Origin of the sequence: Planococcus shenhongbingii (assembly GCF_030413635.1) — a bacterium.
Lineage (GTDB): Bacteria > Bacillota > Bacilli > Bacillales_A > Planococcaceae > Planococcus > Planococcus shenhongbingii.
Genome location: NZ_CP129235.1, coordinates 1,114,676 through 1,130,906 on the forward strand (window position 1 = coordinate 1,114,676; position 16,231 = coordinate 1,130,906).

6 protein-coding genes, 19 tRNA genes and 3 rRNA genes are annotated in these 16,231 nt (G+C 46.5%); 27 read left to right on the top strand and 1 reads right to left on the bottom strand.

Annotation, left to right across the window (positions count from 1 at the left end; all coding sequences use genetic code 11):
- The first annotated feature begins 202 nt into the window (after window positions 1-202).
- From QWY16_RS05455 to QWY16_RS05580, 26 genes are all read left to right on the top strand, one after another.
- Window positions 203-1,069: a nucleotidyltransferase-like protein gene (locus QWY16_RS05455; RefSeq protein ID WP_300991929.1), complete on the top strand. Its 867-nt coding sequence runs from the start codon at window positions 203-205 to the stop codon at window positions 1,067-1,069.
- Between the two features lie 666 nt (window positions 1,070-1,735).
- A 16S ribosomal RNA gene (locus QWY16_RS05460) occupies window positions 1,736-3,288 on the top strand.
- A 103-nt stretch (window positions 3,289-3,391) separates the two neighbouring features.
- Window positions 3,392-3,468 (top strand) — tRNA-Ile (locus tag QWY16_RS05465).
- Between the two features lie 9 nt (window positions 3,469-3,477).
- A tRNA-Ala gene (locus QWY16_RS05470) sits at window positions 3,478-3,553 on the top strand.
- A gap of 126 nt (window positions 3,554-3,679) precedes the next feature.
- Window positions 3,680-6,613 (top strand): 23S ribosomal RNA (locus QWY16_RS05475).
- A gap of 120 nt (window positions 6,614-6,733) precedes the next feature.
- A 5S ribosomal RNA gene (gene rrf, locus QWY16_RS05480) occupies window positions 6,734-6,849 on the top strand.
- Together the 16S, 23S and 5S rRNA genes with 18 tRNA genes alongside form the textbook arrangement of a ribosomal RNA operon.
- Before the next feature lie 13 nt (window positions 6,850-6,862).
- A tRNA-Asn gene (locus QWY16_RS05485) sits at window positions 6,863-6,937 on the top strand.
- A 7-nt stretch (window positions 6,938-6,944) separates the two neighbouring features.
- A tRNA-Ser gene (locus QWY16_RS05490) sits at window positions 6,945-7,034 on the top strand.
- Between the two features lie 21 nt (window positions 7,035-7,055).
- A tRNA-Glu gene (locus QWY16_RS05495) sits at window positions 7,056-7,130 on the top strand.
- Window positions 7,131-7,145: 15 nt separating this feature from the next.
- Window positions 7,146-7,221 (top strand) — tRNA-Val (locus QWY16_RS05500).
- A 223-nt stretch (window positions 7,222-7,444) separates the two neighbouring features.
- A tRNA-Met gene (locus tag QWY16_RS05505) sits at window positions 7,445-7,521 on the top strand.
- Between the two features lie 4 nt (window positions 7,522-7,525).
- Window positions 7,526-7,601, top strand: a tRNA-Asp gene (locus QWY16_RS05510).
- A gap of 17 nt (window positions 7,602-7,618) precedes the next feature.
- Window positions 7,619-7,694 (top strand) — tRNA-Phe (locus QWY16_RS05515).
- Window positions 7,695-7,711: 17 nt separating this feature from the next.
- Window positions 7,712-7,787, top strand: a tRNA-Thr gene (locus QWY16_RS05520).
- 3 nt (window positions 7,788-7,790) lie between these two features.
- Window positions 7,791-7,874: transfer RNA gene (locus tag QWY16_RS05525), tRNA-Tyr, on the top strand.
- Between the two features lie 7 nt (window positions 7,875-7,881).
- Window positions 7,882-7,955: transfer RNA gene (locus tag QWY16_RS05530), tRNA-Trp, on the top strand.
- Between the two features lie 19 nt (window positions 7,956-7,974).
- A tRNA-His gene (locus QWY16_RS05535) sits at window positions 7,975-8,050 on the top strand.
- Window positions 8,051-8,094: 44 nt separating this feature from the next.
- Window positions 8,095-8,170: transfer RNA gene (locus tag QWY16_RS05540), tRNA-His, on the top strand.
- A gap of 9 nt (window positions 8,171-8,179) precedes the next feature.
- A tRNA-Gln gene (locus QWY16_RS05545) sits at window positions 8,180-8,251 on the top strand.
- 5 nt (window positions 8,252-8,256) lie between these two features.
- Window positions 8,257-8,331 (top strand) — tRNA-Gly (locus QWY16_RS05550).
- 8 nt (window positions 8,332-8,339) lie between these two features.
- Window positions 8,340-8,413, top strand: a tRNA-Cys gene (locus QWY16_RS05555).
- Between the two features lie 9 nt (window positions 8,414-8,422).
- Window positions 8,423-8,506 (top strand) — tRNA-Leu (locus tag QWY16_RS05560).
- Window positions 8,507-8,671: 165 nt separating this feature from the next.
- Window positions 8,672-9,916: a metal-dependent hydrolase family protein gene (locus QWY16_RS05565; protein WP_300991931.1), complete on the top strand. Its 1,245-nt coding sequence runs from the start codon at window positions 8,672-8,674 to the stop codon at window positions 9,914-9,916.
- Window positions 9,917-10,094: 178 nt separating this feature from the next.
- Window positions 10,095-10,712, top strand: coding sequence for a DUF47 domain-containing protein (locus QWY16_RS05570; RefSeq protein ID WP_300991933.1), 618 nt, complete (start codon window positions 10,095-10,097; stop codon window positions 10,710-10,712).
- 15 nt (window positions 10,713-10,727) lie between these two features.
- Window positions 10,728-11,726, top strand: a complete 999-nt coding sequence (locus tag QWY16_RS05575) for an inorganic phosphate transporter (RefSeq protein ID WP_300991935.1) — start codon at window positions 10,728-10,730, stop codon at window positions 11,724-11,726.
- A 114-nt stretch (window positions 11,727-11,840) separates the two neighbouring features.
- Window positions 11,841-11,924, top strand: a tRNA-Leu gene (locus QWY16_RS05580).
- 618 nt (window positions 11,925-12,542) lie between these two features.
- Here QWY16_RS05580 and QWY16_RS05585 read toward each other — a convergent pair.
- Window positions 12,543-13,073 (bottom strand): hypothetical protein, encoded by a 531-nt coding sequence (locus QWY16_RS05585; RefSeq protein WP_300991936.1) that lies wholly within the window; start codon window positions 13,071-13,073, stop codon window positions 12,543-12,545.
- 387 nt (window positions 13,074-13,460) lie between these two features.
- Here QWY16_RS05585 and QWY16_RS05590 point away from each other — a divergent pair, with 387 nt between their 5' ends.
- On the top strand, window positions 13,461-16,124 hold the full coding sequence (locus QWY16_RS05590; protein WP_300991937.1) for a cation-transporting P-type ATPase: 2,664 nt from the start codon (window positions 13,461-13,463) through the stop codon (window positions 16,122-16,124).
- Window positions 16,125-16,231: the final 107 nt, after the last annotated feature.

Sequence of the window (16,231 nt, forward strand, 5' to 3'; positions counted from 1 at the left end):
GCATCCATCATACTATATCATAAACAAAGTGAAAAAGTGATAATGATTAACGGATGCAGGAATCCTTATTAAATTTGTCGAAATAAAGAAAAACGGAAACGTCTGCATTCATATGGAGAAGAGTGCTGCTTATTTCCGAGGGACAATAAGCGAGTCTCACTAAATTGGAATATAAGCGATAGAATTGCAAGGAGTGGATTCAATGGAACAAATTTTAAGACCCATCTATCAAGAACGTGCCAGCCAAGAAAGTACACTGGGTGTAGTGCTAGTGGAGAAAAGAGAAAAGATGAGCCCTATCACCGATACATTCGATTCGATTTTGTTAATCATCACAAAAGAAAACGAAACGCCGGTTTTTACGAAACATTACACTTATCTGAATAAGAAAGCTGCTATGCATATTGTGACAGAGAGACAATTGCATAAATGGCTCTTGCTTGGAACAAATCGAAAAATTGTCGACTGGCTATTTCATGGGCGAATTATTTATGATAGAAACGAATTTATGGAAAAACTTAAAATGGAATTGAAAGACTATCCGTTTTATGGCCGTAAGATAAAAATGGGCATGGAGTTTTCGAAACTGATTCGCCGTTATTTAGAAGGCAAAGTATTCTTTGAAGAGAAAAACTATCTGGATGCTTATCATCATATAGTAGAATCACTTCACCATTTGGCGAGGCTTGCTGTTCTGGAGAATGGTCTTCCGCCTGAAGTGACTGTGTGGACGCAAGTGAAACAGATGGAGCCGGCTATTTATAAACTTTATGAAGAATTGGTTCTGAGTGATGAAGCACTTGAGAAAAGACTGGAGCTATTGTTTCTAGCCAGTGAATTCTTTATCCATTCCCGCACCAAAGATGGAGCCCAGCACATAAGAGAAGTAATGGAACAGAAAGAACGCTGGACGATCCAGGAATTGCATGAGGAGGAAGAGTTGAGGAACTATTCATCTAACCTGGAAGTCTTTATTGAATTCCTGGTAGAGAAAGACTTGATTTCGGTAGAAGGGGTGAAAACGAAAAGTCAAGGGATTTTTCACCGATACTATTATGTGAAAAACTAAAATAAAATGTTTCCTCGGAAGAATTGATTTCTTTTGTAAAGAATCGGTTCTTTTTTTGCAGGGAAATTGGAGCTTATAAGAATTTAAATAATATTATCGTAAATTCAAAAGTTCAGTATTTGTTGAATACGTACTTAAGTCTAGTTGAAAATGATCTTTAGGCTGATGCACTTTTCACTATTAAATCTGAACGGCTGTACAAGGTAAGATATATTGTTTCACACTGCAAAGCCGTGCAAGAGTAGAAGGGCTTTGTCAGGCGTTCGTTCTATAGTAAAGAACGGCATTGAATTGGCAGCGAAAAAAGAATTAAACTTTTTTGTTTTTGTTGTTGACAGTTGCTTGTGAACTGTATTATGATTATACACGTCGCCAAGAGAAATTAAGTTTTTCTACAATAATAAAAAAAGCTTGACTCTTCTCAGCAACGATGTTAAATTAGAGAAGTCGCTTTTACAGGACGCTCGAAAACCTGAACCTTGAAAACTGAACAGCAAAACGTCAACAAATAGGGGGGACCGCGTTCCGAACGCGGCCCCCACATTCTGCGAGAGCCGCTTCGGCGGCTTGAGCAAAACTTACTGATCAGCGCAAGCAGATCAAGCGAGATTGTGCGCATTCGTGCGGCAATCCCGCCAGCAGAACATTGAGCAATCAATTTCTTCTATAATGGAGAGTTTGATCCTGGCTCAGGACGAACGCTGGCGGCGTGCCTAATACATGCAAGTCGAGCGGAAAATTTGGAGCTTGCTCCAAGTTTTCAGCGGCGGACGGGTGAGTAACACGTGGGCAACCTGCCCTGCAGTTCGGGATAACTCCGGGAAACCGGGGCTAATACCGGATAGGTTCGGCTCCCGCCTGGGAGCCGACGGAAAGACGGCTCACGCTGTCGCTGCTGGATGGGCCCGCGGCGCATTAGCTAGTTGGGGGGGTAACGGCCTCCCAAGGCCACGATGCGTAGCCGACCTGAGAGGGTGATCGGCCACACTGGGACTGAGACACGGCCCAGACTCCTACGGGAGGCAGCAGTAGGGAATCTTCCGCAATGGACGCAAGTCTGACGGAGCAACGCCGCGTGAGTGATGAAGGTTTTCGGATCGTAAAACTCTGTTGTAAGGGAAGAAACCGTGCCGGAGTAACTGCCGGCACCTTGACGGTACCTTACCAGAAAGCCACGGCTAACTACGTGCCAGCAGCCGCGGTAATACGTAGGTGGCAAGCGTTGTCCGGAATTATTGGGCGTAAAGCGCGCGCAGGCGGTCCTTTAAGTCCGATGTGAAAGCCCACGGCTCAACCGTGGAGGGTCATTGGAAACTGGGGGACTTGAGTGCAGAAGAGGAAAGTGGAATTCCATGTGTAGCGGTGAAATGCGTAGAGATGTGGAGGAACACCAGTGGCGAAGGCGACTTTCTGGTCTGTAACTGACGCTGAGGCGCGAAAGCGTGGGGAGCAAACAGGATTAGATACCCTGGTAGTCCACGCCGTAAACGATGAGTGCTAAGTGTTAGGGGGTTTCCGCCCCTTAGTGCTGCAGCTAACGCATTAAGCACTCCGCCTGGGGAGTACGGCCGCAAGGCTGAAACTCAAAGGAATTGACGGGGGCCCGCACAAGCGGTGGAGCATGTGGTTTAATTCGAAGCAACGCGAAGAACCTTACCAGGTCTTGACATCCCGCTGCCCGCCTTGGAGACAAGGCTTTCCCTTCGGGGACAGCGGTGACAGGTGGTGCATGGTTGTCGTCAGCTCGTGTCGTGAGATGTTGGGTTAAGTCCCGCAACGAGCGCAACCCTTGATCTTAGTTGCCAGCATTCAGTTGGGCACTCTAAGGTGACTGCCGGTGACAAACCGGAGGAAGGTGGGGATGACGTCAAATCATCATGCCCCTTATGACCTGGGCTACACACGTGCTACAATGGACGGTACAAAGGGTCGCCAACCCGCGAGGGGGAGCCAATCCCAGAAAACCGTTCTCAGTTCGGATTGCAGGCTGCAACTCGCCTGCATGAAGCCGGAATCGCTAGTAATCGTGGATCAGCATGCCACGGTGAATACGTTCCCGGGCCTTGTACACACCGCCCGTCACACCACGAGAGTTTGTAACACCCGAAGTCGGTGAGGTAACCCCTTGTGGGAGCCAGCCGCCGAAGGTGGGACAGATGATTGGGGTGAAGTCGTAACAAGGTAGCCGTATCGGAAGGTGCGGCTGGATCACCTCCTTTCTAAGGATTACTTCGGAACGGAACCTCACGGTTCCGGTTGACGTTTTGCGTTCGGTTTTGAAGGTTCGTTGAACCCTTCTTTATCTCAATTGAATTCCCAAGAGGGCCTATAGCTCAGCTGGTTAGAGCGCACGCCTGATAAGCGTGAGGTCGATGGTTCGAGTCCATTTAGGCCCACCATACCTTCTTGGGGCCTTAGCTCAGCTGGGAGAGCGCCTGCCTTGCACGCAGGAGGTCAGCGGTTCGATCCCGCTAGGCTCCACCAATCATTCCATACCGTTGGAATGACCTTGTTCTTTGAAAACTGGATATGACGACATTGAAACAAACGAAACAACGCAACACAAGTGATGAGACCGAGCGATCGGTCGACTTTCTATGTAACCAACTTGGTTAAGTTAGAAAGGGCGCACGGTGGATGCCTTGGCACTAGGAGCCGAAGAAGGACGGCACTAACACCGATATGCTCCGGGGAGCTGTAAGTGAGCATTGATCCGGAGATTTCCGAATGGGGGAACCCCCTGCCCGTAATGGGGCAGGATCCATGTGTGAATTCATAGCACATGAGAAGGCAGACCCAGGGAACTGAAACATCTAAGTACCTGGAGGAACAGAAAGCAAATGCGATTCCCTGAGTAGCGGCGAGCGAAACGGGAACAGCCCAAACCAAGAGGCTTGCCTCTTGGGGTTGTAGGACACTCAATACGGAGTTACAAAAGCACGCGTTAGGCGAAGCGACCTGGAACGGTCCGCGACACTGGGTAACAGCCCCGTAGCCGAAAAGGCGTGCCCTCCTGAGTGGATCCTGAGTACGGCGGAACACGTGAAATTCCGTCGGAATCCGGGAGGACCATCTCCCAAGGCTAAATACTCCCTAGTGACCGATAGTGAACCAGTACCGTGAGGGAAAGGTGAAAAGCACCCCGGAAGGGGAGTGAAACAGATCCTGAAACCGTGTGCCTACAACTAGTCAAAGCCCGTTCATGGGTGATGGCGTGCCTTTTGTAGAATGAACCGGCGAGTTACGATTGCATGCAAGGTTAAGATGAGAAGTCGGAGCCGCAGCGAAAGCGAGTCTGAACAGGGCGAATGAGTATGCAGTTGTAGACCCGAAACCAGGTGATCTACCCATGTCCAGGGTGAAGGTAAGGTAACACTTACTGGAGGCCCGAACCCACGCACGTTGAAAAGTGCGGGGATGAGGTGTGGGTAGCGGAGAAATTCCAATCGAACCTGGAGATAGCTGGTTCTCTCCGAAATAGCTTTAGGGCTAGCCTCAAGATTGAGAATCCTGGAGGTAGAGCACTGTTTGGACTAGGGGCCCATCCCGGGTTACCGAATTCAGACAAACTCCGAATGCCAGTGATTTATGCTTGGGAGTCAGACTGCGAGTGATAAGATCCGTAGTCAAGAGGGAAACAGCCCAGACCACCAGCTAAGGTCCCCAAATATCCGTTAAGTGGAAAAGGATGTGGCGTTGCTTAGACAACCAGGATGTTGGCTTAGAAGCAGCCATCATTTAAAGAGTGCGTAATAGCTCACTGGTCGAGTGACACTGCGCCGAAAATGTACCGGGGCTAAACGGATTACCGAAGCTGTGGATGGACATCAACGATGTCCGTGGTAGGAGAGCGTTCTAAGGGCGTTGAAGCGGAACCGGAAGGATTCGTGGAGCGCTTAGAAGTGAGAATGCCGGTATGAGTAACGAAAGACGGGTGAGAATCCCGTCCACCGAATGCCCAAGGTTTCCTGAGGAAGGCTCGTCCGCTCAGGGTCAGTCGGGACCTAAGTCGAGGCCGATAGGCGTAGACGATGGACAACAGGTTGATATTCCTGTACCACCTCCCCGCCGTTTGAGCAATGGGGGGACGCAGAAGGATAAGGCGAGCGCGCCGTTGGTTGAGCGCGTCCAAGCCGTGAGGCGGGAAATGAGGCAAATCCCATTTCCATAACGTTGAGCGGTGACGGCAAGGGGCGTATGCCCTGGAGTCCCTGATTTCACACTGCCAAGAAAAGCCTCTAGCGAGGCGGGAGGTGCCCGTACCGCAAACCGACACAGGTAGGCGAGAAGAGAATTCTAAGGTGAGCGAGTGAACTCTCGTTAAGGAACTCGGCAAAATGACCCCGTAACTTCGGGAGAAGGGGTGCTCTGGTAGGGTGTTACAGCCCGAGAGAGCCGCAGTGAATAGGCCCAGGCGACTGTTTAGCAAAAACACAGGTCTCTGCCAAACCGTAAGGTGACGTATAGGGGCTGACGCCTGCCCGGTGCTGGAAGGTTAAGGGGAGTGCTTAGCGCAAGCGAAGGTGCGAACTGAAGCCCCAGTAAACGGCGGCCGTAACTATAACGGTCCTAAGGTAGCGAAATTCCTTGTCGGGTAAGTTCCGACCCGCACGAAAGGCGTAACGATCTGGGCACTGTCTCAACGAGAGACTCGGTGAAATTATAGTACCTGTGAAGATGCAGGTTACCCGCGACAGGACGGAAAGACCCCGTGGAGCTTTACTGTAGCCTGATATTGACTTTTGGTGCAACTTGTACAGGATAGGTAGGAGCCTTTGAGCCCGGAGCGCCAGCTTCGGGGGAGGCGTCGGTGGGATACTACCCTGGTTGTATTGAAATTCTAACCCGCACCCCTGATCGGGGTGGGAGACAGTGTCAGGCGGGCAGTTTGACTGGGGCGGTCGCCTCCTAAAGAGTAACGGAGGCGCCCAAAGGTTCCCTCAGAATGGTTGGAAATCATTCGCAGAGTGTAAAGGCACAAGGGAGCTTGACTGCGAGACGGACAGGTCGAGCAGGGTCGAAAGACGGGCTTAGTGATCCGGTGGTTCCGCATGGAAGGGCCATCGCTCAACGGATAAAAGCTACCCCGGGGATAACAGGCTTATCTCCCCCAAGAGTCCACATCGACGGGGAGGTTTGGCACCTCGATGTCGGCTCATCGCATCCTGGGGCTGTAGTCGGTCCCAAGGGTTGGGCTGTTCGCCCATTAAAGCGGTACGCGAGCTGGGTTCAGAACGTCGTGAGACAGTTCGGTCCCTATCCGTCGCGGGCGCAGGAAATTTGAGAGGAGCTGTCCTTAGTACGAGAGGACCGGGATGGACACACCGCTGGTGTACCAGTTGTTCCGCCAGGGGCATCGCTGGGTAGCTATGTGTGGCCGGGATAAGTGCTGAAAGCATCTAAGCACGAAGCCCCCCTCAAGATGAGATTTCCCATTGCGCAAGCAAGTAAGATCCCTCAAAGACGATGAGGTAGATAGGTTCGGGGTGGAAGCGCGGCGACGCGTGCAGCTGACGAATACTAATCGATCGAGGACTTAACCAAACTGTTTGTTCAATGTCGCATATCCGGTTTTGAAGGCGCAAGTAAAAAGTTTTTTCAAAAAAAGCTTGATATACTTTATATTATTGGTATAATAAAACTTGTCTTTCAAAACAAAATTAGTCTGGTGATGATGGCAAAGAGGCCACACCCGTTCCCATCCCGAACACGGCAGTTAAGCTCTTTTGCGCCAATGGTAGTTGGGGGTTTCCCCCTGCGAGAGTAGGACGTTGCCAGGCTGATCAATATTATTCCGAAGTAGCTCAGTGGTAGAGCACCGCACTGTTAATGCGATGGTCGTAGGTTCGAATCCTACCTTCGGAGCCATTCTTTTGGAGAGCTGTCCGAGTGGCCGAAGGAGCATGATTGGAAATCATGTAGGCGGGCAACCGTCTCAAGGGTTCGAATCCCTTGCTCTCCGCCAGTAGATAACTTCAATAATCAAGGCCCCTTGGTCAAGCGGTTAAGACACCGCCCTTTCACGGCGGTAACACGGGTTCGAATCCCGTAGGGGTCACCAACACTTTAATTACCTGGAGGATTAGCTCAGCTGGGAGAGCATCTGCCTTACAAGCAGAGGGTCGGCGGTTCGATCCCGTCATCCTCCACCATTTCCTAAATACATAACTTCAACAAGGCGTTAAAAATTTTCTTCTATATAATATAATGGCCATTGAAGAAGTAGACGGAAAGAAAATCATCACCTATATTATTGTCGCGGGTAGAGCAAATCGCTGAACGAAGACAGCGATTAACACCGAAGCAGCCGAAGGCGATGCAGGTGTCCATTACGAAACGCGCGTAAGAGAAACAAAGTATCACCTATATTATTGTCGCGGGGTAGAGCAGTTCGGTAGCTCGTCGGGCTCATAACCCGGAGGTCGCAGGTTCAAATCCTGCCCCCGCAACCAAAATGGTCCCGTGGTGTAGCGGTTAACATGCCTGCCTGTCACGCAGGAGATCGCCGGTTCGATCCCGGTCGGGACCGCCATTTTTACATAACAAAATGGGTCAGTAGCTCAGTTGGTAGAGCATTAGATTGAAGCTCTAAGTGTCGGCGGTTCGATTCCGTCCTGACCCACCATTTTTTTATATCTCCATGCCGGAGTAGCTCAACTGGTAGAGCAACTGACTTGTAATCAGTAGGTTGAGGGTTCAAGTCCTTTCTCCGGCACCACTAGGTGGGGTAGCGAAGTGGCTAAACGCGGCGGACTGTAAATCCGCTCCTTCGGGTTCGGCAGTTCGAATCTGCCCCCCACCACCAGTTTTATAGGGGCATAGTTTAACGGTAGAACAGAGGTCTCCAAAACCTCCGATGTGGGTTCGATTCCTACTGCCCCTGCCAATTTTTAAATTATATGATGGCGGTCGTGGCGAAGTGGTTAACGCACCGGATTGTGATTCCGGCACTCGGGGGTTCAATTCCCCTCGTCCGCCCCATGTTTTTTATTTTAATGAATGATTTATATACTAATGATAATATGGCGGTCGTGGCGAAGTGGTTAACGCACCGGATTGTGATTCCGGCATTCGGGGGTTCAATTCCCCTCGTCCGCCCCATCCAGTTATTGGGGTATAGCCAAGCGGTAAGGCAACGGGTTTTGATCCCGTCATGCCCTGGTTCGAATCCAGGTACCCCAGCTTTTGCGGAAGTAGTTCAGTGGTAGAACGCCACCTTGCCAAGGTGGAGGTCGCGGGTTCGACCCCCGTCTTCCGCTCCAACATTTTTGGCGGCATAGCCAAGTGGTAAGGCATGGGTCTGCAACACCCTTATCACCGGTTCGAGTCCGGTTGCCGCCTCCATAATAATTTGCCGGCGTGGCGGAATTGGCAGACGCGCGGGACTCAAAATCCCGTTCCTTCACGGGAGTGTCGGTTCGACCCCGACCGCCGGTATCTTTTAAAAGGACCTGCCTGTCCTTTATAAGCCCCCAGTTTTGATTAACTTCAAAACTGGGGGCTTTTTTGTGCTTTCTTTCTTTAGCAAAGAACTTTGCATCTTTTATTATAAATGATATTGTTATTAATATTCAGACAATTCATAGGGATGGAGGAGATGCTATGACTTATAAGTTGATTAAGAACGGGCATTTAATTGATGGAACGGGGAATCAGGTATTTCATGAAGCAGCGATACTTTTAAACGGCAACCGTATAGAAGTTATAGGAAAGCTTTCAGAAATGAAAATTCCTGAAGAAGGTATAGAGGAAATTGATGCACAAGGCGGTTATATTCTTCCAGGATTGATTGATACACATGTGCATATCGCTATGCAGATAAAAGATATACGCGAAACTTTAAAGACACCGTTCGCCTTAAAATTTTATGAAGCAATCGGCTATATGAAAAACACTCTTAATGCTGGAGTGACTACTGTCCGTGATGCAGGATTTGCGGATTTTGGCATTAAACAAGCAGTAGAAAACAGGTTGGTTGCGGGTCCTCGGATGCAGCTGAGCATTAATCCTCTAACAATTACAGGTGGACATGGAGACTCCTGGATGAGATCGGGGCTGGACATTACCGCTAAAAGCTATCCGGGAATGCCAGAAGGGATTTGTGACGGCCCCGAACAGGTGAGGCAAAGAGTTAGGGAAATGCTCAGAGCGGGTGCTGAAGTAATTAAAGTACATGCGACAGGAGGAGTGATGAGTCCGACAGATCATCCGGAATTCACCCAGTATTCCCAAGAAGAGTTGTCGATTATTGTAGAAGAAGCGACATTCCGGGGTGGCATAAAAGTAATGGCACACGCCCAAGGAGCTGAAGGTATAAAAAATGCCGTGCGTGCAGGCATTCATTCGATTGAACATGGCATCTTTTTGGATGATGAAGCGATACAGTTGATGCTCGAAAAAGGGACTTATCTGGTGCCGACTTTACTGGCCCCGGTATCAGTTGTAGAAGCAAGTAAAATGAATGAAAGCATGCCGGATTATGCAGTAAAAAAAGCAGCTGAAATAGTGGAGGTCCATAAAGAAAGCATAGCAAAAGCTTATCAAGCAGGAGTCAAAATCGCAATGGGGACTGATGCTGGGGTAATGGCCCATGGCACAAACTTGCGTGAACTGGGCTTAATGTGTGAGATCGGCATGTCTCCGATGGAGGCCATTGTAGCAACCACCAAAGTGGCTGCAGAGTGTTTGGGATGGGATGAACAAATTGGAACTGTTGAGGCCGGGAAATTGGCGGATATAATTATCACAAAAAACAATCCTATAGAAGATATTCGCTCTCTTGAAAATACAGACAATATAGTAGCCGTGATCAAAGATGGAATTATAGAAAAGAATTTGATTTTTTAAATACCTTAATTAGGCAGAAATATGGACGGAGTCGAAAAAGGCGAGTAAGATAGTTTTCGAATAATTTCGTAATGTTACAGCAATGTAAATTTATATTAATATAGTATGAATTTAATGTAAAGTAGTATATTATATAAAAGCTCAGAGTTTACTTTATGAATATAGCGGAGGTAAGAAAATGGCTTTCAAAAAGAAAGATAAGTTTGCAGTTTTGTTAAGTGAAATCGCATTGAATTTAAAAGAAAGTGCTGCCTATTTTGCAGATTTCAAGCTAAGAGAAACCAGCGATTTGAAAATTTTCTCTAATACAATGAAAGATTATGAGACCAAAGGTGACAACTACGTTCATACAGTCATTCAAGATCTAAACCAAGCTTTCATTACACCGATTGAACGGGAAGATATCTTAGCGCTGGCCATGACAATGGATGATGTTTTAGACGGGTTAGATCACACGGCTTCTATGTTTGAAATGTATTCTATAGTCAATGCCGACGAATTCATGCTGGAATTTGTTGAAGCAATCCGTTTAAGCACGATTGAAATCGAAACTGCCGTAGACTTATTGTCTTCTAAGAAATTGCCTGCAATGAGAGAGCATGCAATAAAAATTAAAGATTACGAATCACAATGTGACGTGACTAGACGCCACGCTATCAAACATTTATTCCAGACGGAAAAAGATCCAATCCGCATTATGCAATACAAAGAAATTTATGAAGAATTAGAAGAAATTGCAGACCATTGCCAAAAGGTAGCAAATACATTCGAATCAATCATAATGAAAAACGCTTAAGGAGCAAGATGACTCATGGATATGGTTCTGCTTTTAACGGTATTAATTGTCGTTTTTGCTGTAATTTTTGACTTCATAAACGGATTTCATGATACAGCCAACTCAATCGCTACTTCGGTGTCTACGAAAGCATTGAAACCGCGCCATGCCATTTTATTGGCTGCTATCATGAACTTTGTAGGAGCTATGGCATTTACAGGTGTTGCTAAAACAATTACGAAAGATATTGTGGATCCGTTCACTTTAACTAACGGATCAGTTGTGATTCTTGCAGCTTTGCTAGCTGCCATCGCATGGAACTTGATTACCTGGTATTACGGGATTCCAAGCAGTTCCTCCCATGCCTTAATCGGTTCTATTGCTGGTGCAGCTATCGCCGCAGCAGGCTTTGCAGCTTTGAATTATGGAGGATTTTTAAAGATTCTTCAAGCATTGATCTTTTCGCCGATTCTGGCTTTTGTTGCGGGTTATATTGTCTACAGCATCTTTAAAGTAGTGTTTAGAAATCACAACCTTACCAAAACAAATCGGAATTTCCGCCTTGTTCAAATTGCGACTGCGGCATTGCAATCATTTTCACACGGTACAAACGATGCCCAAAAAGCAATGGGGATCATTACAATGGCTTTGATTGTAAATGGTTATCAGTCTTCAGATGACATTCAATTCTGGGTGCAGTTTGTATGTGCGCTTGCGATGGCTTTGGGAACTTCTGTAGGCGGTTGGAGAATCATCAAAACAGTTGGCGGAAAGATCATGAAAATCCGTCCTGTCAATGGTGTAGCAGCTGACATTACAGGGGCTGCGGTAATCTTCGGGGCTACATTCATTCATTTGCCAGTCAGTACTACGCACGTCATTTCTTCATCCATTATGGGTGTAGGGGCTGCTCACCGGCTGAAAGGCGTAAAGTGGGGAACAGCGCAAACGATGTTGTTTACATGGATCATCACCATGCCAATTTCTGCGCTGTTGGCTGGAGGTTTTTACTTTATTCTTAATATTTTCCTATAAGGTAATGAAAAAAGAACTTTGAAATTCAAAGTTCTTTTTTTATTAATACTATCGCGAAAAACTATTGGCGTTTCAACTAATTTATGTTATATTTATTAATGTCCTTTTTGACATGCCGGCGTGGCGGAATTGGCAGACGCGCGGGACTCAAAATCCCGTTCCTTCACCGGAGTGTCGGTTCGACCCCGACCGCCGGTATCATTATCATCGCCATGCCAAGCGGTGACTTAAGAAAGCCAATGTTCTGAGATCTTCAGAGCATTGGCTTTTTTTGACTTTCATAAAGACATCAGCTATTATTTCCTTGGTTAAAAGCAGTTAGTGCGGGAGAGCAGCGGCTTTGCCGATGATGAACGTATTGGCCTATGACAATCTGCAATAAGGGTTAATTGCAGGATTGAAGGACTTTACCTATCTATACGTGTTTAACATCCCCTATGCGCAGCGGGCAAAGAAAATCTTTTCGGTAGTCCCGTGCTTGTCCCTGGTTACTTATTTAGGGATGTTCAGTGCCTCTTATTCTTGGGCAGTTGCCGCTTTTTTGAATTTGAAACCATGGCAAATGCAGCAAAGCGAAGCGTTTCGCCAAAGTAAGCCGAGACTCTCGAAATAAAAGGGTATGCTACTATGCAGAAGGAGATCCGATTTTTGCAAAAAGAGCTGGGAAAACCGCGCGAATAAGGTAGAATGAAATCTGTGAATATCATCATCGCAATTGACAGCAAAAAATTTAATTAAAAACAGTTATTCAAATACAAAAGCCAGTTCAGAAGAATCACTTCTGCACTGGCTTTTTTGTTATTCATTTTTGCCCAGTCATTTAGCGAATTTACAGCTTACAAGCTTGTTCTCCGGTGTAAACATTCCGTCCGGATTCTTTTTAAAGAGCCATGCATGCAAGTCATAATGCTTACCTTTAGAACCATCGTGGTTTTTCATTGGTCCCTGGAATTTCTGGTTGAATAATTTTGGCGTTTTATCAGTTTTTTCATCCGGCACATACCATTCAGCTGCGACTAACTTATAGCTTCCATCTTTCAGTGGCTCATAAACCAAAATTTCAGGTTTTCTAATGTCAAGTTTCGCATCATCTGCCCGGCTCGGTTTAACCAAGTGAATCCCCATTTTCGGCACGCAAGCTCCAGGTACTAATCCGGTGAATCCTTCATCGAGTGCGACTTCAATGTCCCGATACTTCTTAAGTGCCTTTTTGCTGATGGCTAACTCCTTCCGAACACTGTACTTGTAATCGTCGTCATCGTCATCGTGGTGTGGATGGGCACTGACTGTAGACATGGCAGACAGGCTGAGAAAAGTGACCATGAGGGCAACGAGAAGCCTTTTCATTGTACTTCCTCCTTGATGAATATTTGATATATGTATTAAATATTTAATGTTATTTTCACCTACATTATATACCTGATGCTGTAAAATGCAATACAATTGTATAAAATAATCTGAATAATTTAATTGATATATAATACTTCTAATGGGTCTTTGTTTAACTAATTTCTTTTGCTGAAAGAGAATGCAGGCTGCCAATAAAAGAAAGAAGCAAAGGCCGAAACATGAAGAATAAGAATTTGTTCTGTTACTTCACCCCTTTTGAGAGGAATGCAGGCGGAATAAGTTGAAGTATTAACCATAGGAAAAGAAGAGCCAAAAGGGGATGTGAAAAGTTAAGTATCAACCGGTTGGATTAGTTGAAATAAATAGGCTGAGAGGGGCGGCTTCATGCCAACAACAAACTGGCATCAACTCACTGTACAGGAAGTTATGGAAGTGCTGCAGACAGATGTAAACAGAGGTTTGACAGAAGAAGAAGCGGCAAATAGAAGCAGACAATGGGGATTGAATGTGCTGCCGGAACCCGAAAAGGAATCAGCCATTTTGCGTTTTATCAAACATTTTAAAGATGTACTGATTTACGTATTGATGGGAGCCGCGATCATTACCATTCTATTGGGGCATTATATTGATACATTAGTCATTTTGCTGGTAATTGTGATCAACGCGGCAATCGGGTTTATCCAGGAAAGCAAAGCAGAAAAAGCATTGGAGGGCATACGGGAAATGCTGTCCTTAAAAGCGACGGTGGTCCGGAACGGGACGAGAGCGGCTATCCGTTCTTCGGATCTGGTGTCAGGAGATATCGTTGTCTTAAGTGCTGGAGATAAAATTCCTGCAGATATTCGTATTTTCGAAGCAGTTAATCTGAATGTAGAAGAATCGTCTTTAACGGGTGAATCGGAAGCGATAGAGAAAAGCAGGGCGGCTTTGCCAAAAGAGGCAGTTCTGGCCGACCGGCAGAACATGGTATATGCAGGCACCTCTATTTCTTCAGGATCTGGCCTTGGAATAGTAGTTGAAATTGGCAGTAATACGGAATTGGGAAAAATCAACGCTTCTATTTCTGCCGTGGACCAGTTGCAAACTCCATTGCTCAGACAGATTTCAGAATTTGGAAAAGTCATTTCTGCTATTATCTTGATAAGTGCGGTTGTGATGTTTCTTATTGGCTACGTCTTCCATGATTATGGAACGGCAGAGCTGCTATTGTCTATTATCGGTTTAACAGTAGCGGCGATTCCTGAAGGGCTTCCTGCTGTCTTGTCCATCATCCTGGCAATTGGTGTGCAAAGAATGGCAGGAGAAAATGCCATCGTCCGCAGTTTGCCTTCTGTTGAAACACTTGGTGCAGTGTCTGTTATTTGTTCAGATAAAACCGGGACGCTGACTAAAAATGAAATGACCGTCACATCAATTTTACTGAAAGATGAAGACTTCGAAGTAACAGGCACAGGCTATTCTCCAGAAGGCTCCATTTTAGTGAATCAGCAAGAAGCCAGGCCTTCAGAGTTTCCGGAACTCAAGCGATTCCTGGATTGTGTTAAAACAGTCAACGAAGCAGACTTGAGACGCGACGAACAAGGTCAGTGGGTCATCAGTGGAGATGCGACAGAGGGCTGTTTTGTCACATTGGCAGAAAAAGCGGATGAAAGGGTCGATAAATTGAAAAGCCTCTCTAAGATTCCTTTTGATTCGTCGTATAAATATATGGCGTCGCTTGTGGAAATCGAAGGGGAAAAATTCATTTTCGTGAAAGGGGCTCCCGAACCAATCTTTGACATGGCAGAATTAGAAACAAAGTCTGATCAATTGGCGATGTGGCAAAAGAAAATACAGGAACATGCGAAAAAAGGAGAACGGCTAATAGCAGCAGCTGTAAAATCGGTTGATTTTTCGGCCAGGAGCATAGACCATAGCGACATGGAAAGCGGCTTTGAAATAATCGGCCTGGCGGGAATTATCGATCCGCCGCGTGAAGAAGTGATCGACTCTATCCAGCAATGCAAAAAAGCGGGAATCCAAGTCAAAATGATTACAGGCGACCATAAGGATACGGCGTTGGCAATTGGCGCTAAAATGGGCATTGGAAGCAATGGTCTGGTATTGGAAGGCAAAGACTTGGACAGCATGGACGATGAGGAATTGGCAGAGGCTGCTTTAAAATATGATATTTTTGCCCGGACAAGCCCGGACAACAAATTCCAATTGGTAAGGGCACTTCAAGCGGAGGGACATATTTGCGCGATGACTGGAGATGGAGTAAATGATGCCCCCGCTTTGAAACGGGCGGATATTGGTGTGGCGATGGGCATTAAAGGGACGGAAGTATCAAAAGAGGCAGCGGAGATGGTTTTGGTGGATGATAATTTTAATACGATTGTCAAAGCGGTTAAAGAAGGCAGGCGTGTTTACGACAACTTGAAGAAAACGATTTTGTTTATCTTGCCGACTAATGTGGCGGAAGGTTTTTTGATTTTTGTCAGCATCTTGTTCGGAACAGTGATGCCATTGACTCCCGTGCAGATTCTATGGGTCAATATGATTTCAGCTGTCACGATTTCCATGGCAATCGCTTTTGAAAAGCTGGAGGCCGGTGCAATGGAAAGGCCGCCCAGAAAGCCGGATACGAAGCTGCTGAGCCCTTATTACCTTTTTCGCATCGCTTTTGTTTCTGTTGTAATCTGCGGCGGGATATTGTTTATGTTGTCTGAAGTGAGGGAGGAAAACTATGGCGCAGCCATCCTTCATACAATGGCGCTGCAAGCGCTGGTGATTTCTCAATTGCTTTATTTATTCAATTGCAGAAGTGAAAAGGGCTTTGCGTTAAACCGGGATTTCTTTTCGAATAAAGCCGCCTTTTTGGTATCCGGCATTTTAATAGCTGTCCAGCTGGCGGTCACGTACGTTCCCTTTATGAATGTATTATTGGGTACCGCACCACTTGCACTGGAATATTGGACTTGGCCTCTGCTTATCGGCACCAGTGTGTTTGTAACTGTAGAACTGGAAAAATGGGTGGTCCGCAAATTTTTTAAGCCATCCTCATAAGAACTGAAAGATCTGAACCACATAAGTTGAAAGAGTTTTATCCTATTGTTTTATCAGCTTTAACAGGAAAGCAAGCAGTAGAGGTTGAAGCAATAATACCTGGTGAA

Bases quoted from the DNA above. Each gene is read 5' to 3' on its own strand.
- QWY16_RS05455 (WP_300991929.1), top strand. From the start codon at position 203: ATGGAACAAATTTTAAGACCCATCTATCAAGAACGTGCCAGCCAAGAA.
- QWY16_RS05565 (WP_300991931.1), top strand. From the start codon at position 8,672: ATGACTTATAAGTTGATTAAGAACGGGCATTTAATTGATGGAACGGGG.
- QWY16_RS05570 (WP_300991933.1), top strand. From the start codon at position 10,095: ATGGCTTTCAAAAAGAAAGATAAGTTTGCAGTTTTGTTAAGTGAAATC.
- QWY16_RS05575 (WP_300991935.1), top strand. From the start codon at position 10,728: ATGGATATGGTTCTGCTTTTAACGGTATTAATTGTCGTTTTTGCTGTA.
- QWY16_RS05585 (WP_300991936.1), bottom strand. From the start codon at position 13,073: ATGAAAAGGCTTCTCGTTGCCCTCATGGTCACTTTTCTCAGCCTGTCT.
- QWY16_RS05590 (WP_300991937.1), top strand. From the start codon at position 13,461: ATGCCAACAACAAACTGGCATCAACTCACTGTACAGGAAGTTATGGAA.